Here is a 19,404-nt window from a genome sequence, read left to right on the forward strand (position 1 = left end):
ACTATGCTGGTACTTGGTATCGAAAGCTCATGTGATGAGACCGGAGCTGCTATCGTTAAGGATGGGCGTTATCTGCTCTCAAACGTGGTAGCTTCTCAAATAGAGATCCATAATCGTTATGGAGGGGTTGTACCCGAGGTTGCTTCTCGACAGCAGCTAGCTACGATTATTCCAGTAGTTGAGACTGCCCTGGAGCAGGGTGGCTGCACGTGGGCCGATATTGATGCGGTTGCGGCAACCTATGGACCCGGGCTGGCTGGATCGCTCCTCGTAGGGCTGACGGTGGGTAAGACCCTGGCCCTGGCCTGTAATTTGCCTTTTCTCGGCGTTAACCATCTTGAGGCCCATATTTATGCAAACTGGCTGCGCAAAGATGTAGCTCCGCAAAAGGTCGAGGATTGGCGCTATCAGGAGGGAGATCCTGTCTTTCCTCTCCTTTGTCTTGTGGTGTCAGGTGCGCATAGCGAGCTGGTGCTGGTGCCTGAACATGGGCACTATGAGTTGCTCGGACGTACGCGTGACGATGCGGCCGGAGAAGCCTTTGATAAGGTTGCGCGTATCCTGGGCCTTGGTTATCCCGGTGGCCCGGCCATCCAGCAAGCGGCGCAAGATGCTGAGGCAGAATTGCAGCAGCAGGGCAAGCCGCTCAAACTTGCCCGCAACGCGTATCGCCTGCCGCGCGCCTGGCTACGCGGCACCTATGATTTTAGCTTTAGCGGCCTAAAAACTGCCATGCTCCACCTGGCCGAAGGCGCTGTAGAAAGCCAGCATCGCAAGCAAGTGAGCCAGTATACACGCATGGGTGAACTGGCGGCTCAGCATGGATTGCCTAATGTATCCCTCCTGGCGGCAAGCTTCCAGGAAGCTGCTGTCGATGTGTTGGCAGTAAAAACGCGTCTTGCCGCTCAGGAATATCAGGTAAAGCAAGTTGTTCTGGCGGGAGGGGTAGCGGCGAATGCCAGCTTACGTGCTCGCCTTGAGCAAGAACTTTCCCCGTTGCACATTCGTCTTAACTATCCACCTATTGAGTTCTGCACTGATAATGCAGCTATGATTGCTGGTGCGGCTTTCTTCCATTTGTGCCGTGATGAACGGCATGGCCTTGATCTGGACGTGCAGCCTGGATTGAGCCTACCTTTTGTTAAGAGAGAGAAATCGTATGCCTAAACAAAAAGCCTATGCCCTTGGCATTGACCTGGGAGGAACCAAGACGCTTGCCGCCGTGATTGATATAACCTCTGGTGAGGTTGTTTCATCGGCCCGTAAGCGCACGCGGGCTGAGCGCGGACAGGAATTTGTGGCTCAGCGTACACTGGAGCTGGCCAACGCGGCCCTTGGTGATATGCCCAATGGGGCCGAGATCGTTGCTGTTGGGGTTGGCGCTGCGGGGCAGATCGATCGCGATGCTGGAACGATTGTTGATGCTCCCAATCTCGGTGTACGAAATATGGCATTGGGAAGCCTGTTAAGTAAGCAGTTGGGTAAGCCTGTCTCTGTTGGCAATGACGTTGAGGTTGCAGCCCTTGGCGAGTATCTCTACGGAGCGGGGAAAGGCTATAGTAATTTTATCTGCGTCTTTATAGGTACTGGCATTGGTTCTGGGATTGTGCAGAATGGGCGCATGTATACAGGCTTGACAGGTACAGCGGGCGAAATAGGCCATATGGTCATTCAAGCCGGCGGGCGTATCTGCGGCTGTGGCGGGCGTGGGTGCCTGGAGGCCTATGCTTCACGTACAGCCATCACCAGAGCCATTATGGCTGAGATACATCATGGGCGGCCTTCGGTGCTGGCAACCGATGCCGAGCGTCAGCTTAAGCAAGGCGAGACGATCATACGTTCTGGCATACTGGCTAATGCTATCCAGCAAAAAGATGAGTTGACAATTGAGATTGTTACTGAGGCGGCGGAATATCTAGGATACGGTCTGGGATCAGTGATGAATCTCTACAATCCCGACTGTATCATCCTGGGCGGCGGCGTCGTTGAAGCTGTTGATCTGCTGTTTGAGACCGCTAGCTATCGCGCTCGTACGGTGGCTCTCTCGGCTCCGGCTAAGAAAACACCCCTTTTGCGCGCGAAGCTTGGCGATTTCTCGGGCGTGGTTGGCGCAGCCTGTCTTGGGGCCCAAAAAGCGGGATATCAGTTTTCTTCGAACGGTAAATAAAAGCCTCAGTCTGGGAAGAAGATAGGAAAAAGAAAAGAAGGCGGGATGGTCTATGGACGAAGAAACACCCCACATTGATGTGCGTGCTGTAACTGTCAACGACGCTCCTGCTCTGCACGGACTCGACTACAGTTTCGAGACAGACCGTATTTACACGTTGCGGGAATGCAATCACCTGCTGCGGAGTGAAAATGGTTCCGGCGCAGAGAATAAGCCTGCGTTTGCTTTTGAACTAACGGAGACGCTGGTCGATCCACCCATTTATAAAAATTATCGTGAATACGAGAATTCACTGGAAGATGTTGAGGAGCAGCTCCGGGAGGGAGAGGGTGGATATATTGCGCTGGCTAACGCTGAAGTAGCTGGCGCAGTGTTACTCCATGTCGAGGAATGGCGTTCGGTGGCGCTTATCGAAGACCTGATCGTTGGACGCCAATTTCGCCGCTATGGCATCGGCTCTTTGTTGCTGAGGTGTGCTGCCGATTGGGCGCGCAAACGTAATTGTTGGGCTATAGTCCTGGAGACGCAGAATATCAATTACCCGGCTATCCAATTCTATCTTCGTAATGGCCTGGAGATATGGAGTATCCATCAACATTTCTATCCTCCCGGTCCACTGGCGCATGAAGTAGCAGTTTTTATGGGCAAGCGCCTTTCATCGACTCCAGAACAATAGAAAAAGAGCTCCGGAAATCACTTCCGGAGCTCTTGCGAATCTGGCTTGTCTGCTCTGGCCTTATACGGCTGCCGGCACTTCTAGCTTGGGGAAAAGAGGTGCGGGAGAAGGAAGGGTAATCCCGGCCGGAACTGTTTCAAGCTTCCAGCTTACCTTACTTACATCACCCTCAAATCCCAGATAGCCGTGCAGCTTTTGCGAAGAGAATGGCAGATATGGGCAGAACAGAACGCGTAAGCCGCTAAGCACCTGTAGCATGACATAAATCGTCGTGCCGGCTGCCTCGCGATTCACCTTGATTTGCTTCCAGGGAGCCTGTTCGTCGAGGTAGCGGTTGGCGGCACGGGCCACAGCCATGGCCGCGTTGAGGCCGTCCTTCATGTGGCACTGTTCGATATTGTGCGCGACCTGCTCAAATCCATGCTCCACCTCAGCCAGGATCGCGCGATCAGCCTCGCTTAAGTCCTGCGGCTGGGGCACAACTCCGCCGAACTTGCTCTGCAGGAAGGTCAGCGTGCGATGAACGCTATTGCCATAAGCGGCCACCAGCTCATCGTTATTGCGCCGAATCATCTCGTCGAAGGTAAAGTCAGTATCGCGTCCTTCGGGCGCCGTTGCTGAGAGATAGTAGCGCAGCGTATCAGCGCTATACTGCTCAAGAACGTCGCGGGTCCAGATAACGTTGCCACGACTGCTCGAAGCTTTGGCCCCGCTCATCGTCATAAACTCGTTGGCTGGAACGTCATAGGGAAGATTGCGGTTGCCATAACCAATGAGCATCGCCGGCCAGATAATCGCGTGGAAGGGGATATTATCCTTTCCAATAAAGTTGTAAATCCTGGTTGGCGGCTCTGTCTGTCCGGGCACCCACCAGGTTTTCCAGGCTTCGGGTGTGCCTTGCTTTTCAGCCCACTCGACAGTGGCTGAGAAGTAGCCGATAACTGCGTCAAACCAGACATAGATGCGCTTATCTTCGTAGCCCTCTAGCGGAATAGGGACGCCCCAGTCAAGATCGCGCGTGATTGCGCGAGCGCGCAGGCCTTCTTTAAGCCAGTTCAGCGCAAATGCCAGCGTGTTCGGGCGCCAGTGCTCTTTTCCCTGCGCAAGCCATTCTGCCAACGGCTCCTGCAATTTGGGGAGATCCAGGAAGAAATGCTCGGTCTGACGCATCTCTAATTTGCTGGTCTTACTCCCACAGAGGCGGCATTTCGCATCAATCAAGTCGATAGGGTCCAGCGTATGGCCGCAATTGTCGCATTGATCTCCACGGGCAGAAGTATAGCCGCAGAACGGGCAGGTGCCTTCGATATAGCGATCGGGCAAGAAGCGCCGGTCTGTAGGGCAGTAGGGAGACTGCATCGTATCCTTAAAGATGTAGCCTTTATCATAAAGCGTAAGAAAGAAATCCTGGGTAATACGATAGTGATTGGGAGTTCCGGTCTCTGTGTAGTTATCCCAGGACATACCCAGCTTATCCCATACTTCACAAATCTGGCGATGGTAGCGGGCAACAAATTCGCGCGGAGAGATACCTTCGCGTTCCGCGTCGACAAGAATGGGCGTGCCATGCTCATCGCTACCGGAAACCATCAAAACATGATTGCCAGCCATGCGATGATAGCGTGCAAATGTGTCTGCGGGCAGGTATGCGCCGACGATCTGTCCGACATGGGTCGAACTTTTCGCGTACGGCCAGGCTACGCAGACAAGAATATGTTCATTCATGACTATATTTTAAGCTCCCTATAAAGTTAAGGATAAAGAGTTTGCATGGAGGGAACTACCCGGCCTTCTGTGCATACCCCCGATTGGTAGCAAGTGAGAAGCAGGAAGTTAACATGGGTATTATAGCAACAGATCATGCTGAGTACAAGCTATATTACATCCCGATGTAGCGGGCATAGACCGAGCGGGCGACTTGCTCATCGTCGGTTCCCTTGATGATGGCGCGTGCATCAGGGAAGACGGTCATTTCGTAGCCATCGATAGTGCAACGCAGCAAAAATTCGTTGTAGGTAACCTCACCAATTGGCCGGAGTCTCTCTGCTATCGTCGAAAAGTCCAGACGCTTTTCTCTTGACATCGCGCTACTGCGTACCTGTACAGCGTTACGTCCGCATAAGGTTGCGCTGCTCTGACCAGCCGAGTCGAGAAATTCATAGTGATGCTGGCCGCAGGTGGGACAATCTGGCTGCCGGGGCAGCGTAATGCGATCGACAGTGTTTTCCCATAGATCCATCCAGAGCATATCGCGACTTACCTTAGGGCTATTCAAGAGAAGTTTGAGTGCTTCGGTTGAAGCGATCCCGCTGATAACCCCCACAATGCCATTGAGCACGCCGGCGGTATCGCAGGTTGGTGTTGTGCCGGGTAGTGGCATGTCGGGAAAGACGCAGCGCAAGCAAGGTGTGTCGCCGGGGATAATATTCATAGTTACGCCATAAGAAGCTATAACGCCGCTATAGATCCAGGGACGCTGAAGCTTGACACAGACGTCGTTAATGAGATAGCGCGTTTCAAAGTTGTCGGTTGCGTCGAGGAGCACATCTGTGTCGCTGACAAGTGCTTCGATCCCATCGGCATTGATATCTTCGACGAGGGCTTCTACTTTGACGGAGCTATTTACACGGCTGAGTTTTTCAGCGGCGGCGATGGCTTTAGGCAAGTGACGCTCGATATCATCCTCGTCAAACAAGATCTGCCGCTGCAGATTATTCAGCTCGATATAGTCGCGGTCAGCTATGACTAAGCGTCCTACGCCGGCACGACATAAGTTGTTGGCGATGACTGTGCCTAGAGCTCCGCAGCCGATGATGGTGACTGACGCGGAACGCAGACGCTCTTGACCCTCTTTCCCGATAGGTCCGAATAATGTTTGTCGTGAGTAACGGTCGAGCATCGCTTGGCCTCCCTTATTCTCCATGCAGAATCTCTACCTAGTATTCTAACATATCTTTTGCAGTCTCCTCAGCCGGAGTCAGAGAAAAGGGATGCCCAGCCTCACAGTCCTCCTTTTCTAGTATACTACTCATTCCAAATGAGCTCTTGAGACTGCACTAGAAATATCCCGCAAAACCAAATGTTGTGCTTGTCGAGGGACTACGTGATATGGCAGAATGCAAGTGCTCAGGTGACCGGCTGGAGAGTAATACCTTATGGGCTGGGTGAAGGTTCAATCTCCACCTCCTGAAAGGCCTGATTTGTGGATCGGCAAGTTGTCTATCCTGGTGGCGGGTGCGAAGTGTAGCGGCAACAAATAGTACAGTCTATGAGTTATGTTGGCAGGAGCACATAACTGTGTTACAATGCGAAAGATACAATAATCATGCTGAGAACTTGTAACCAGTACATTAAGCAGGCTTTGCTACAGGCAGCCTTTTGAGCAGCGGGAATGCAATGAAGAAAGTGTTAGTCATCGACGACAATCCGACGATAGTGGAACTCATCAAATATGCGGTGAATCTGCAAGGGTCGTATAGTGTTGTCGTCGCTTATGATGGGGTACAAGGGCTGGAACGAGTACATGCCGAACAGCCCGATTGCGTGATTATCGACGTGAAGATGCCACGTATGGACGGGTATCAATTGGTACGCTGCTTACGTGGTGATCCCCGCACAGCTAATATACCAATGATCATTCTAAGCGCCATGACGCGCGATGAAGATCAGATGACAGGCTTACTCTCAGGTGCCGATGAGTACCTTACCAAGCCGTTTAAGCCAACGGCTTTGAATGAGGCCATCGAGAGAGTACTACAGCTGACACCAGCAGAGCGTCAGCGTCGTACTGACTACCTGGTACAAACCCAGGCAGAGCGGGACTAGGAAGCGCGCAGAGTATATAAAGTATGCTGCATCAGATGGAGATCTGGTGATAGAGATGCATACGTACTTTGCTGCAGATATTACCATGAAACATGAGGCTCTAGCTTTTATGGTTCTTCCTGAGGTGAGAGTTCTTAACGCTTTATATCTTCCGAGTAGTGCAGAATAATGCGTGAAATACGGGCATTGCGTAGACTAAACATTTTGTTTGTAGAAAACGACCCTGGCATACATAATAGGATGCAACAAATTCTTGGTGATGGATTCGTTGTGAAGGGGGTTGCATCGGTGACAGAGGCGAAAGAAAGCCTGGAGACATTTCTGCCTGACGTTCTGGTGGCAGAAGTCTTGCTTGGCCGGGAGAATGGTTTAGATCTCTGCCGCTATGTACGCAGCAATTCCTCTCTCTATCATCTTCCTATCATGCTGCTTACTTCACTTACCACGCTTCAGGATAAGGTGGCGGGCTTTGATGCAGGGACCGATGATTATGTGATCAAGCCATTTGATGCGCATCATTTACAGGCTCGCATCAGATTGCTTTCGCGTATAAAGCGCATCGAACGCCACGCACAGGAATAAGTGCAGCCCGACAGGCAGCCAGCCAGAAGGGCCCTGTTCAATTGAGGTTTAAGGTTTGTGATGGAGTAGATTGCTTCCAGATGCTTGCTATTGCGTTAGATGGTTAATGTGGCATAAATGAAATTTAGAGGAGCGGAACCTTGAAGGTGTTCGGCTCCTCTTGACAATAAAGCTAGTCTTTGGAACGAGGATCAAAAGCATCGCGTAGGCCATCTCCCAGGAAAGAGAAAGCCAGGACGATAACTGCCAGTACTACGGATGGAAGCAAAGCTTCCCACGGATGAGTGTCAAGAAAGTTACTGGCATCTGAGATCATCAAGCCAATGCTAGATCCGGGAGGCTGGACGCCAAGGCCCAGCAGGCTGATACCTGCTTCACTAATGATTGTGTTGGAAATGTTTAGGGTTGAGGCAATGATCACGATGCTGAAGAGGTTGGGAACGATGTGCCGAATGATAATGCGTGAGTTGCTTGTGCCAGCTGTGCGGGCCGCCTCGACATACTGCTGTTCCTTGATTTGCAGCGTCTGCCCACGTACATAGCGAGCCATCAAAGGCCAGACAGTGAGAGCCAGGGCAAGAGAGACGAGGAGGAGACGCGCATTACCGTTTGCGCCAATTATTGGTAACTTGCCAAAGATGTTATCGGCCTGTGTCCCGAAGATACCTGTGAGCAGGATGACGAAGAGCAAGCCTGGAAAGGCGAACATAAGGTCGGTGAAGCGAGCCAGGAGTTGATCGATCCAGCCTCCATAGTAACCAGCCAGGACACCTATCAGAACGCCAAGCACAACGTCCACAATTTCGACAAGCAGCGCAACTGAGATCGAGATGCGCATTCCTTGCATTAGACGCGCCAACAGGTCGCGCCCCAGATTATCAGTACCAAGCCAGTACTGCCCTGAAGGCCCTTCATCCAGACGGTTGAGTTCCTGGTGGGCAAAATCGTGATAGAGCGTTGGTTGGATAACGCCATTCAGGGCGCTTTTATAAGGCCCGCCAACATGCGTGTAAATGGTTGGACCAAAGAGCGCGATAAGAAAAAAGAGCACGATGATACCCAAGCTAACCATGGCTCTTATATCGCGGCTTAATCTCCTCAAAGAATCTTGAAGTGGGGTAGGAGATTTCTTGTTCTGCTGGTCCTTTGGCACAGAACTAGCCAGTATGCCGTCTGCCCTCTCCATAAGCTCAGGGGTGGTGAGCTCTGCCGCGTTGGGCAGCATAATATTTGAAGCAGCAGTTTCAGGAAGATGATCTCTATTTGTGTCTTTCGTATCCATCTGTATTCTCTTGCCCTCTATTCGGCCTTGATACGCGGGTCAACAACAGTGTAAAGAATATCGGATAGGAGGTTTCCGAAGACCACGACAACTGCGAGCAGAACTGTTGTGGCTTGAACAACAGGGTAATCCAGGTTATTAATAGAGCTGATAGTGATACGTGCGATACCTGGAATTGCAAAGATATTCTCAATGAAGAAGGCACCAGTGACCAGAAAACCTAGTGAGAAACCGATAACGGTAACTAGAGGGATCATGGCATTACGGAAGGCATGTCGATATACAACGACTCTCTCGACCAGTCCTTTCGCCCTCGCTGTGCGTACATAATCCTGGCGTAAAACTTCAAGCATGCTGGTTCGCGCAAGCCTGGCAAAGTAGGCCAATCCTGCAGCAGCATAGACGAGGATGGGGACCAGTTTAAATTGGATATCCGACCATCCATAGTGCCAGGGCACTCCCCATTGCGTGGCCGGCCAGTTAAGCCCCATATGATGGTCGAGCCATACAATCAATATCTGGCATAGAATGGCAATAATAAATACAGGTATGGCGTAGGCTACGAGCGCTACACCCATATTTACTGTGTCTATCCAGGAATTGGCTTTAAGCGCAGAAAAGATTCCCAAGGGCACTCCTATAAGAAGTTGAAGTGACAATGCCCATAAACCTAGTTCTGCTGATATTGGAACTCCATCCTTTAGTATATCCCAAACTGAGCGATTTTGATAATAAAATGAGTTACCAAAATCTAGCTTGGTTAGATGTATAAGAAAGTTGAAGTACTGCTGATACCAGGGCAGATCTAAGCCAAATGCGTGCCTTAAATTCTGTGCTGTTACAGGATCATAGTGTTCCCCCATCAGGACGCGAATCGGGTCCCCCGGCGCAAAATATCCCATAATAAAGGTAATAAACGTTACGCCAATAATCACGAATAGCAGTCCTATTAACCTCTTAGTTAGGAATTTAACCATGCTATCCTCCTTTATGTTTACACAAAATAGTTGCGTAAACGGTTCATCCTAATTGAAATAGCTATCATTGCTATCTCTTGCCATAGCTTCCTTGCAATAGGCTCGATTCCTGTGAAATAGTTGAGATGTGGTACCCACCATATGGCACTTTTTATGGTTAGGAAAATATACATACGGAGATCAATTCTTACGTATTTTATGTGACGCCTCTAACCTTGTCAAGCTAATTCCTGGTTTGATTCTATCAAAATATTTTATATTTATTTATGATTGATCACAGTAAGATATGGGTAATAGACTTAAAAATAGGTAATGAGCTTCTGCTGGCATAGACCTGTACTTTCCTGCGAAGCCCACTATCTCTGCATCATGGCCGTGGTTTTCTTGCAGCGCTGCGGGACGCTTTATATTGAACTAAAGTACATTAGTTCAAATGAGAAACTTTATACTCAAATTTTATGTTAGGAGAACCCAAGAATAGAGAAGTCCATTAAAGTGTATCATGATAAATACGCTTGAAGGGGGCCAAATCTCACATAACGATAAGTATTGGTGCTTGACAAAGCTCATGTTTAGTATGGGCAATCTCTGTTTCCAGTTCTTAACCAGCGCTAGTATATAAAGCTGGCAAAAGTCGGTAGCAATGCTCGATCTACCACAATGCGCACCCGCAAATTCAAGAGTGGGTGCGCATCGCGTCTTCGTTGGTAGTTTTTATGCTCTCAGCGCGGTTGAGATACTTTACTGAGAGATGTAGATCTTGGACCAGTCATCGGGTGGGATCAACTGCTGGGCGTTGATGTTTAGATTCTGGACCGTGGAGCGAGTCAAAGATTGGATCTTCTCCTGCCAGATAGGCAGCCAACCCACATCATTGATGATCTTTTGCTCTGCATCGTTGTAGAGCTTCATGCGCTCAGTCAGGTCCTGCGTAACATCGGCCTTTTCTAGCGTCTGCTGGACTGCCTGCTGTTCACTGGCGGCGGAAGAGCTATTCTGACCATAGTTGAACTGGTTATAATCTGAACCCTTATCGAAGAAGGTCGAGAGCCAGTCCTGGGGATCAGGATAGTCAGACTGCCAGCCAGCTTGCCACATCTGTAAGCCGTTGGCATTGTTGGTGCTGGCGGTTTGCAGATTGAGCAGTTTGGCGCGCGAGACAATGACGACATTGACCTTGAGGCCCAGGACGCTTTGCCACATCTGGACGGCGGCGGTAATGGCGTCTTTGAAGCCCTGGTTGCGCGGATAGAAGGTCAGGGTGAGAGGCGGCAAGGCCGAAACGTTGGCGTAGCCGGCTTCCTTCATGCCTTCCTGGAGCAGTTGCTTGGCTTTATCGGCATTGCCCTGCGTGTTGGTGGTGCCATCAGGACCAGTGAGCTGGGGATAGTAGCCCTGCATGCCGCTTGGGATAACATGGTTGCTCGGGCTGGCCACGCCTTTCAAGGCGCTCTGGACGATGAGGTCCTTGTTGAGAGCCAGATCAAAGGCCTGGCGGATCTTGATATTGTCAAAGGGCTTGGACAGGTAGTTCATCGCCACATAGCGAATGACCAGCAGCGGAACCTCGCGGAACTCCTTGTTGCTGCGATCAGAAGCTACATGCGACGGGGGAACTGGGGTAAATTCAAGCTGATTGGATTGATAGGCCTTATACATACCGTCCTGATCGGTATAGAAGTGAACGGAGAGCCGCTTGAGCTGGGGCTTGGCATCGTAATAGTTCTCGTTAGGGATCATTTCGATGCCTGTGGTATGCGTGTATTTCTCAACTTTGAAGGGGCCAGCGCCGCCGCCCTCGTTGAGATGATCAGTCCACTTTTTGGCATACTTGTCGATAAGGCTCTTCTCTACCACATAGGAGGTGGGATAAGAGAGGGTCTGCAAGAAGTAGGCCGCTGGTTTGTTGATCTTGATCACTACAGTGTTGGGATCAGGAGCTAGCAGACTATCGTCGATCAGGGTAGGAATTTTCCCTTTGCTGACTTTATCATAATCCTGGAGCAAAGAGAGGTAGTAAGAGACGGGTGAGTTGGTTGCCGGAAGTACGGTACGATTGATGCTATAAATAACATCCTTAGAAGTGAGCGGAGCGCCATCACTAAATTTCAGATTGGGTTTGAGCGTGAAGGTCCAGGTCTTACCGTCCTCAGAAGTTTTCCAGGACTGTGCGAGCTGGGGAGCTACTTTGAGATCCTTATCCAGCGTGACCAGGCCGGTAAAGACTGCTTGAACTGGGAAGTTAGAGTCGGTATCCTGCACCAGCGCAGGATCAAAAGTGGAGATATCGCCAACTACTGGATAATTCAGGACCTGTTTGTCATCAGGTGCTTTTGTTGTTGAGCCTGGCGAGGTGCTGCCGGTGGGAGAAGAGCCTCCCGAGCTACCACAAGCGGCTAATAAGGTGGCTATCAAGCACAAGAAGATAGGCAGGACCTTAATAGTCAGGTTCTTGCTAAATCGCATTAAATAATCACTCCTTATCGTGAGACGATGAACAGTCTGGGCAATAAGCGATACGTGTTTTCCTTCCCAAAGAGCGAAAACTGCTGGGCAACCTTGCTGTTACGATCTCCTTACTATACTAAGTGAACAATCCTGAACCGAGCCTGCAAATAGTCACAGAAGGATCGCGTTTTTTCCCGCAATGGCAGTTTTGCGGGTCGAAAAGGTGAATGTTCATAATCACAGCAAATTCGCAGGCATAAGTAGAAGCTCTATATAATGGCTTATAAATAACTACGCTCTAGAGAAACCAAATCTCACACCAGGGACTCTCTATTTAAGAAAAACTTTGTAGCTATAATACTCAAGCATATAATATATAAGTATAAGAGTTTACATATTGCAAATTACAATTAATTGTGACAAAATTGGATATTGCTGAAAAAGATGCAGGGAAATGAAAAAGTCAGTTCGTATCATTGCGATACGAACTGACGGAGCGAAGCTTATAAAGCTTACTGAGAGATGTAGATCTTGGACCAGTCATCGGGCGGGATCAACTGTTGAGCGTTGAGCGCCAGGTTTTGAACGCTGGGACGTAACAGATATTGAACCTTCTCTTGCCAGAGCGAGAGCCAGCCAACATCGGTAATGATCTTTTGCTCTGCATCGTTGTAGAGCTTCATACGCTGAGTAGCGTCCTGGGTGGCATCGGCTTCTAACAGTTCTTTCTGAACCGCCTGCTGTGCGCTGGCATCGGCAGAGCTGTTCTGGCCATAGTTGAACTGGTTATAGTCAGCGCCCTTGGCAAAGAAGGTCGAGAGCCAGTCCTGTGGATCGGGATAGTCAGCGTTCCAGCCAGCCTGCCATATCTGCAAACCGTTAGGATTGTTGACCGAGGCAGTTGAAAGATCGAGTAGTTTGGCGCGAGAGACAATAGCAACATTAACCTTGATACCAAGTGTCGTTTGCCACATCTGAGCGGCGGCGGTAATGGCGTCTTTGAAGCCCTGGTTGCGCGGATAGAAGGTCAAGGTAATAGGAGGTAAGGCCGAAACGCTGGCGTAACCGGCTTCCTTCATGCCCTCCTGGAGCAGTTGCTTGGCTTTATCAGCGTTGCCCTGCGTGTTAGTGGTGCCATCGGGGCCAGTGAGTTGGGCATTGTAGCCAGGCATGCCGCTTGGCACGATGTGATTGCTCGGAGTAAAGACGTTTTTCATCGCGCTCTGGACAATAAGATCCTTGTTGAGGGCCAGATCAAAGGCCTGGCGGATCTTGATATTGTCAAAAGGCTTGATCAAGTAGTTCATTGCAATGTAGCGAATGGTCAGGATCGGGATTTCGTGGAAACTGGGTGTGCCCTTCTGTGAAGCCACATTGGCCGGAGGAATGGGCGTGAAATCGAGCTGATTTGACTGATAGGCCTTATACATCCCATCCTGATCTGTGTAGAAGACTACGGAAAGGTGCTTAAGCTGGGGCTTGGCATCGTAATAGTTCTCGTTGGGAACCAGTTCGATACCTGTGGTATGCGCATACTTCTCAACCTTGAAGGGACCGTCACCGCCGCCCTCGTTGAGATGGTCGGTCCATTTTTTGCTATACTTGTCGATAAGGCTCTTCTCCACCACATAGGAGGTGGGATAGGCGAGGGCCTGTAGGAAGTAAGCACCAGGCTTGCTGATCTTGATCACTACAGTGTTGGGATCAGGGGCCAGCAAACTATCGCCGATCAGGGTAGGCACCTTGCCTTTAGTAACTTTGTCATAATCCTGAATTAAAGAGAGGTAGTAGGCGACGGGCGAGTTGGTTGCTGGTAGGAGTGTACGATTGATGCTATAGACCACATCCTGCGAGGTAAGTGGAGCGCCGTCGCTAAATTTCAAGCCTGGCTTGAGTGTGAAAGTCCAGGTCAGGCCATCGGAGGAAGTCTTCCAGGACTGTGCGAGCTGGGGAGCTACTTTGAGATCTTTATCCAGAGTGACCAGGCCGGTGAAGACGCACTGAATCGGGAAGTTAGAGTCGGTATCCTCGACCAGTGCAGGGTCAAACGTGGAGATATCACCAACCACTGGATAATGGAGGACCTGCTTATCATCAGGAGCTTTGCTTGAAGTACCGGAGGACGAAGTTCCAGCTGTGTTGCCACCTCCGCTGCCGCAAGCTGCCAATAATAGCGCCATCAGGCATAAGAAAATGCCTACTACCTTGACAGCTAGATTCTTACCGAAATACATATGTCACATCTCCTTCTAATGATGCGGCGAATTAGTTATGTGTGATGCATATTCATGATCGGTGTTACCTGTTCAGGGATATAGGGGTGGGCTAATTTCTCCTTTCTTTGAGTTTATGTTTTTGAAAATGCTGCAATAGAAGCAAATGGTTCTTGTTCTGGTTAGTGCTTGCTCAATTGCCCGTATCGCCAATACAGGATGGAGGAAGCGTAAATATGTGAAAGCAGCTATATTTTGTAAGCTTATAAATATTACGTGGGGAAATAGCTAAATCTCACACTGTATAGCTCAGTGTCTGGGAACAGGTGCTTAAAAATAATAAAGAGTCATATCTATATATAAAGGATGACAGTTAGCTTTGGATCAGGAGTAGGTACAATTGCAGCGAAATAGCCGCATCACACGACGTTTTCTGAGAAAACAAAGAGTAACAAAAAATAATAGATATTAAATGCAATGAAGCTAAATGTGCGCATTCTTTTATAAAAAGATGCGCACATAGGGTAATTATTTGCAGATAAGGTGATTAGCCAGGGAAATGGCAAGCGGCATAATGGTTAGATTGCTTCTCTTCCAGCGGAGGAATGACCTCGCGACAAATTGCTTGCGCTTTCCAGCAGCGCGGATGGAAATTACAGCCGCTGGGTGGATTAGCCGGGCTGGGCACATCGCCTTCGAGGATAATGCGCTTCCGCTTTGCTTCTATGTCGGGATCTGGAACAGGAATGGCCGAAAGCAATGCCTGTGTATAAGGATGTAGAGGAGTCTGATAGAGCGCTTCGCTATTTGCCAGCTCTACGACACGTCCAAGATACATCACGGCTACACGATTACTGATATGCTTCACAACCGAGAGGTTGTGGGCTACGAAAAGATATGTCAAGCCAAACTTGCCCTGCAGATCCTGCAGGAGGTTAAGGACCTGAGCCTGGATCGAGACGTCGAGTGCGGAGACAGGTTCGTCGGCGACCACAAGCGACGGATGTAGCGCCAGAGCGCGGGCGATACCAATACGTTGGCGCTGGCCACCGCTAAACTCATGGGAGAAACGGTTAACGTAATAAGGATTCAGGCCCACAGTCTCAAGCAAATGCTCGACCTGCTCACGTATCTCCTTGGAATTGCCACGATTAAAGTTTTCCAGCGGCTCAGAGACGATCTGCCCAACTGTATAACGTGGATCAAGCGAACCATAGGGGTCCTGGAAGACCATTTGCATTTCTGCACGCTTTTTGCGTATCTCGCTTGAAGGAAGCCTTGTTAATTCAACACCTTCTAATTTCACGCTGCCCGCAGTTGGTTTAATGAGCTGCAGGATAGCGCGACCGGTCGTAGACTTTCCACAACCGCTCTCTCCTACCAGTCCCAGCGTCTCCCCGCGTCGAATAAAGAGATCGACGCCATCGACAGCTTTGATATTGCCGACTGTGCGACCCAGAAGACCACCCCTAATCGGGAAATGAACTTTCAGGCCTTTAACGTCTAATAGCGTTGTACTTGTTGTCTTAGCTGTTTCAACTTCTTGTGCCATGTAATTCCTCTTTCCCCTAGCTTGGATAGAAGCAGGCTGCTACTTGTTCGCCGCGGCCTACAGGTTTTAGTTCTGGTCGCTCTTGTCGACAGCGGCTCTGAGCTCTCGGACAACGCGGAGCATATGGGCACCCTTGCGGTGGATTGACCAGATCGGGTGGCTGTCCGGCGATAGGCGTAAGCTTTGAGCCTGGCTTATCGTCAAGACGGGGGATAGACTCTAGAAGACCGATAGTGTAGGGGTGGGCAGGCGATTCAAAAATCTGTTTGACGGGTGCAGATTCCACAATATGTCCGGCATACATAACATTGACGTGCTGGCACGTACCTGCTACGACTCCCAGATCGTGCGTAATCAGCATGACGGCGGTCCCAAACTCGTGGGAAAGCCCCTTCATAAGCTCAAGCACCTGGGCCTGAATAGTCACGTCTAGAGCGGTAGTTGGCTCATCGGCGATCAATAGTTGCGGGTTACAGGCCAGAGCTATTGCGATCATCACACGTTGACGCATGCCGCCACTAAATTCGTGGGGGTAACTCTTAATGCGCCTCTTGGCGTCAGGGATACGCACCAGGTCAAGCATTTCCGTAGCACGCTTCCAGGCCTGATCGCCGGTGACATCTTTACGGTGACGTTTGACTGTCTCGGCGATCTGAAAACCTACAGTAAAGACGGGATTGAGAGAGGTCATGGGGTCCTGGAAGATCATAGAGATCTTGCTGCCGCGCAGCTCAGTCAGCTCTTCCTGATTCTTTTCGAGGATATTATCCCCGTCGAAAGTAATGTCGCCAGCGGCGATTTTACCAGGAGGGGTAGGGATCAGACGCATCACAGAGAGAGCAGTAACGCTCTTTCCGCTTCCACTCTCTCCCACGACACCAAGCGTCTGGCCCTGCTTCATAGTGAAAGAAACGTCGTCAACTGCTTTGACCACACCACCCCGTGTGAAGAAGTAGGTTTTTAGGTTGTTGACTTCCAGCAAATTTGCTGCCATTTTATTTTTCTCCGCTTTTTAGTCTTTGGACCGAGGATCAAAGGCGTCACGCAATCCATCACCCAGGAAGGAGAACGCCAGCACAATGAGCGCCAGAACAATGGAAGGAAGCAAAACCTCCCATGGATAAGTGTCAACGCGTCCTGCTGCATCTGAAATCATAAGGCCAATACTGGAGCCAGGCGATTGTACACCTAAACCAAGCAGGCTGATGCCAGCTTCACCCACGATGGTATTGGCTATATTTAGCGTAGAAGCAACGATTACGATGCTAAACAGGTTGGGAACGATATGCCGCAGAATAATTCTTGTATTGGCGGTTCCAGAGGTCCGCGCGGCTTCTACAAACTGCTGCTCTTTGATCTGCAGTGTCTGCCCACGGACATAACGTGCCATAATAGGCCAGGCCGTGAAGGCTAGAGCCATAGAAACGAGGAGGAGACGGGCATTGCCGTTGGGGCCAACTACCGGAATACTGCTTAGATGATCGTCAGCCCAGGTGCCAAAGATACCTGTAAGCAAGATGACGAAGAGCAATCCTGGGAAGGCGAACATAATATCGGTAAAGCGTGCAAGAATATTGTCAATCCATCCGCCATAGTAACCCGCCAGAACGCCGATACTAATTCCTAATGTGATATCAACGATCTCAACCAGAATTGCCACACTCATCGAGACTAGCAGGCCTTGCATTAAGCGGGCAAACATGTCGCGTCCAATTGAATCTGTACCCAGCCAATGCTGTCCAGATATAAATTGGTCCTGTTGATCCAGCTCTTGATAGAATGGGTTATGGTATTTATCTGGTCCAACAGTGGCACCGCTAATAGGGCTTTGATAAGGGGACCCGATATGCTGATAGATTGGCGGCCCGAAAATTGCGAGGAGTATGAAGAATACGATCAGCGCGATACTTGCTACCGCCCGCTTGTCTCGCATAAGCCGCTTCATTGATTCCTGGAAAGGCGTAGGGGACTTTTTAGGTTCCTTTTCAGGCGAAATTTCATCTGATGGAGCAGTTAGAATGGTATTCTCTGCTAATCCTAACAGCTCTGGCTCCTCCGATAACCTGGAACCATCAGAAATTGGTCGAGGTACACCAACACCCGTGTTTTTGTCTTGTGTATCCATGTGTCTGTATCTCCCTGCTCCTAGTGGATTTTAATGCGTGGGTCAACGACTGTGTAGAGGATATCGGAGATAAGGTTCCCGATGACTACAGCGACAGCCAGTATAACGGTAGTAGCCTGAATAACCGGGTAATCTCGCGAGTTCACGGATGTGATGGTGATCTGAGCAATGCCAGGGATGTTAAAGATCTGCTCAATAAAGAATGAGCCAGTGACGATTAAGCCCAGAGTAAAGCCAAAGACGGTCACCAGGGGAATTAAGGCATTTCGTAGTGCATGGCGGTAGATAACAATACGCTCTACCAGGCCCTTTGCACGTGCTGTGCGAATATAGTCTTGCCGTAATATTTCCAGGGTACTGGTGCGAGCAAGCCGCGCAATATATGCCAGCCCAGCAACTGCAAAGACTAAGATTGGTGCTATTTTAAATTGCAAGTCGTTCCATGTATACTGCCAGGGTGTGCCCCAACTTGAGACGGGCCAGGTTCCTCCCGTGTGCTGGTCAATCCAGACAATAATAACCTGAACTACGACGGCTAGAACGAATACTGGAATGGCATACAGGAAGAGCATGATTCCCATATTGGTTGTGTCGAGCCAGGTATTGGCCTTCAAGGCGGAGAAGACACCCAACGGAATGCCTACAGCCATCTGGATGAAAATAGCCCAGAAGCCTAGCTCAAACGATACCGGTACTCCGCCTTTGAGGATATCCCACACGTCTCGATCTTGTTGTGTAAAGGAGAGCCCGAAATCAAAATGGAGTAGGCGAACAAGAAAGTTAAAGTACTGTTGGTACCAGGGCAAATCCAGCCCGTAGGCATGCTTGAGTTGGAGATAAAGCCTCATATTAAAGTGCTGGCCTAGCAGCGTGTGAATAGGGTCCCCCGGTGCAAAATACCCCATAATAAATGTAATAAAGGTTACACCGATGACAACAAATACGAGGCCAACTAGCCTTTTTATTAAAAATTGTATCATATGACCTGCACCCCTTTTGCTGATTTGTGAGACACCGGGATATAAAAGTGCCTCTGTTGGTCATTCCATACATAAATGCATGGCTTGTGTGTGTTAGGCGCTGAGAAACACCTATAGAATGCTGTGGCACCTGAGTCATTCATAGATAAATCTCGATAACTACTAGAAGCAGGCATTACAGTAGTTGGCTTTTTCTTATTCTATGTGACATCGTTATGCTTGTCAAGCGAACGCTTGAGTAAACATAAGTACATCCGTCCCTGGTGCCAGGCCAACTCATGTTGCTCGTTGCTTCTCCCTGTACGATATACTCTTTTTAATTAGAATCGGACTAGATCGACTATAGGAGAAGAGAAAGTCCTCCCTCTCTTATACGTGAAGTATAGATATGATTGACAACCTACGAGACTTCTACATTTGCACATGCTGGATCTGCTAAGGTGTAGGCTTTGCTCCGGTGATTTGGAGCTGCGGTACCCCTGCATTCAGGGCGAAACCTGAAACGTGGGTTAGCGCAATCCATGCGCCGTTTGTTGTTCCGAAAGAAGCTATGGCTACATCATTGACTAACTCCTGT

Annotated in this window: 15 protein-coding genes; 5 read left to right on the forward strand and 10 right to left on the reverse strand. The window is 49.7% G+C overall.

The window, feature by feature from the left end; translation table 11 throughout:
• Window positions 1–3 precede the first annotated feature (3 nt).
• The 3 genes from tsaD to EPA93_RS41555 are packed head-to-tail and all read left to right on the forward strand — an operon-like array spanning window position 4 to window position 2,843.
• Entirely contained in the window at window positions 4–1,167 is a 1,164-nt protein-coding gene (gene tsaD, locus EPA93_RS41545; RefSeq protein WP_129893190.1) for a tRNA (adenosine(37)-N6)-threonylcarbamoyltransferase complex transferase subunit TsaD, read from the forward strand.
• Window positions 1,160–2,167, forward strand: coding sequence for an ROK family protein (locus EPA93_RS41550; RefSeq protein WP_129893191.1), 1,008 nt, complete (start codon window positions 1,160–1,162; stop codon window positions 2,165–2,167). Before tsaD ends, EPA93_RS41550 begins: the two co-directional genes overlap by 8 nt.
• A 52-nt stretch (window positions 2,168–2,219) precedes the next feature.
• Window positions 2,220–2,843 carry a GNAT family N-acetyltransferase gene (locus EPA93_RS41555; protein ID WP_129893192.1) on the forward strand — a complete coding sequence of 208 codons (624 nt, stop codon included), beginning with the start codon at window positions 2,220–2,222 and terminating at the stop codon, window positions 2,841–2,843.
• A gap of 60 nt (window positions 2,844–2,903) precedes the next feature.
• On the opposite strand, the gene metG is transcribed toward EPA93_RS41555, so the two are convergent.
• Both metG and EPA93_RS41565 read right to left on the reverse strand, forming a co-directional pair.
• On the reverse strand, window positions 2,904–4,568 hold the full coding sequence (gene metG / locus EPA93_RS41560; RefSeq protein ID WP_129893193.1) for a methionine--tRNA ligase: 1,665 nt from the start codon (window positions 4,566–4,568) through the stop codon (window positions 2,904–2,906).
• 154 nt (window positions 4,569–4,722) lie between these two features.
• Entirely contained in the window at window positions 4,723–5,742 is a 1,020-nt protein-coding gene (locus EPA93_RS41565) for a ThiF family adenylyltransferase (protein ID WP_242527240.1), read from the reverse strand.
• 497 nt (window positions 5,743–6,239) lie between these two features.
• Between EPA93_RS41565 and EPA93_RS41570 the strand changes: the two genes are divergently transcribed.
• Both EPA93_RS41570 and EPA93_RS41575 read left to right on the forward strand, forming a co-directional pair.
• Entirely contained in the window at window positions 6,240–6,668 is a 429-nt protein-coding gene (locus EPA93_RS41570; protein WP_129893195.1) for a response regulator transcription factor, read from the forward strand.
• 168 nt (window positions 6,669–6,836) lie between these two features.
• Window positions 6,837–7,250 (forward strand): response regulator transcription factor, encoded by a 414-nt coding sequence (locus EPA93_RS41575; protein WP_129893196.1) that lies wholly within the window; start codon window positions 6,837–6,839, stop codon window positions 7,248–7,250.
• A gap of 172 nt (window positions 7,251–7,422) precedes the next feature.
• Here the strand turns inward: EPA93_RS41575 and EPA93_RS41580 are convergent, their stop codons facing one another.
• The 8 genes from EPA93_RS41580 to EPA93_RS41615 form a co-directional block, all read right to left on the reverse strand.
• Window positions 7,423–8,532, reverse strand: a complete 1,110-nt coding sequence (locus EPA93_RS41580) for an ABC transporter permease (protein WP_129893197.1) — start codon at window positions 8,530–8,532, stop codon at window positions 7,423–7,425.
• A 17-nt stretch (window positions 8,533–8,549) separates the two neighbouring features.
• Entirely contained in the window at window positions 8,550–9,509 is a 960-nt protein-coding gene (locus EPA93_RS41585) for an ABC transporter permease (protein ID WP_129893198.1), read from the reverse strand.
• 741 nt (window positions 9,510–10,250) lie between these two features.
• Window positions 10,251–11,975 carry a peptide ABC transporter substrate-binding protein gene (locus tag EPA93_RS41590; protein WP_129893199.1) on the reverse strand — a complete coding sequence of 575 codons (1,725 nt, stop codon included), beginning with the start codon at window positions 11,973–11,975 and terminating at the stop codon, window positions 10,251–10,253.
• A gap of 494 nt (window positions 11,976–12,469) precedes the next feature.
• Complete coding sequence (locus EPA93_RS41595; protein ID WP_129893200.1) at window positions 12,470–14,191, reverse strand: peptide ABC transporter substrate-binding protein; 1,722 nt, start codon at window positions 14,189–14,191, stop codon at window positions 12,470–12,472.
• A 526-nt stretch (window positions 14,192–14,717) separates the two neighbouring features.
• A complete protein-coding gene (locus EPA93_RS41600) occupies window positions 14,718–15,722 on the reverse strand; it encodes an ABC transporter ATP-binding protein (protein ID WP_129893201.1) in 1,005 nt (334 codons plus the stop codon).
• Between the two features lie 16 nt (window positions 15,723–15,738).
• The gene (locus tag EPA93_RS41605; RefSeq protein WP_129893202.1) at window positions 15,739–16,716 is read right to left on the reverse strand and encodes an ABC transporter ATP-binding protein; all 978 of its coding nucleotides are present in this window, start codon (window positions 16,714–16,716) and stop codon (window positions 15,739–15,741) included.
• 18 nt (window positions 16,717–16,734) lie between these two features.
• Window positions 16,735–17,847: an ABC transporter permease gene (locus tag EPA93_RS41610; protein WP_129893203.1), complete on the reverse strand. Its 1,113-nt coding sequence runs from the start codon at window positions 17,845–17,847 to the stop codon at window positions 16,735–16,737.
• A 20-nt stretch (window positions 17,848–17,867) separates the two neighbouring features.
• Window positions 17,868–18,827 (reverse strand): ABC transporter permease, encoded by a 960-nt coding sequence (locus EPA93_RS41615; RefSeq protein WP_129893204.1) that lies wholly within the window; start codon window positions 18,825–18,827, stop codon window positions 17,868–17,870.
• Window positions 18,828–19,404 lie beyond the last annotated feature (577 nt).

This window comes from Ktedonosporobacter rubrisoli, from assembly GCF_004208415.1.
GTDB lineage: Bacteria > Chloroflexota > Ktedonobacteria > Ktedonobacterales > Ktedonobacteraceae > Ktedonosporobacter > Ktedonosporobacter rubrisoli.

Excerpts from the sequence above, each read along its gene's own strand:
- EPA93_RS41580 (WP_129893197.1), bottom strand. The coding sequence starts at position 8,532 with ATGGATACGAAAGACACAAATAGAGATCATCTTCCTGAAACTGCTGCT.
- EPA93_RS41555 (WP_129893192.1), top strand. The coding sequence starts at position 2,220 with ATGGACGAAGAAACACCCCACATTGATGTGCGTGCTGTAACTGTCAAC.
- EPA93_RS41575 (WP_129893196.1), top strand. The coding sequence starts at position 6,837 with ATGCGTGAAATACGGGCATTGCGTAGACTAAACATTTTGTTTGTAGAA.
- EPA93_RS41615 (WP_129893204.1), bottom strand. The coding sequence starts at position 18,827 with ATGATACAATTTTTAATAAAAAGGCTAGTTGGCCTCGTATTTGTTGTC.
- EPA93_RS41595 (WP_129893200.1), bottom strand. The coding sequence starts at position 14,191 with ATGTATTTCGGTAAGAATCTAGCTGTCAAGGTAGTAGGCATTTTCTTA.
- EPA93_RS41605 (WP_129893202.1), bottom strand. The coding sequence starts at position 16,716 with ATGGCAGCAAATTTGCTGGAAGTCAACAACCTAAAAACCTACTTCTTC.
- EPA93_RS41570 (WP_129893195.1), top strand. The coding sequence starts at position 6,240 with ATGAAGAAAGTGTTAGTCATCGACGACAATCCGACGATAGTGGAACTC.
- EPA93_RS41590 (WP_129893199.1), bottom strand. The coding sequence starts at position 11,975 with ATGCGATTTAGCAAGAACCTGACTATTAAGGTCCTGCCTATCTTCTTG.
- tsaD (WP_129893190.1), top strand. The coding sequence starts at position 4 with ATGCTGGTACTTGGTATCGAAAGCTCATGTGATGAGACCGGAGCTGCT.
- EPA93_RS41600 (WP_129893201.1), bottom strand. The coding sequence starts at position 15,722 with ATGGCACAAGAAGTTGAAACAGCTAAGACAACAAGTACAACGCTATTA.
- EPA93_RS41565 (WP_242527240.1), bottom strand. The coding sequence starts at position 5,742 with ATGCTCGACCGTTACTCACGACAAACATTATTCGGACCTATCGGGAAA.
- metG (WP_129893193.1), bottom strand. The coding sequence starts at position 4,568 with ATGAATGAACATATTCTTGTCTGCGTAGCCTGGCCGTACGCGAAAAGT.
- EPA93_RS41550 (WP_129893191.1), top strand. The coding sequence starts at position 1,160 with ATGCCTAAACAAAAAGCCTATGCCCTTGGCATTGACCTGGGAGGAACC.
- EPA93_RS41585 (WP_129893198.1), bottom strand. The coding sequence starts at position 9,509 with ATGGTTAAATTCCTAACTAAGAGGTTAATAGGACTGCTATTCGTGATT.
- EPA93_RS41610 (WP_129893203.1), bottom strand. The coding sequence starts at position 17,847 with ATGGATACACAAGACAAAAACACGGGTGTTGGTGTACCTCGACCAATT.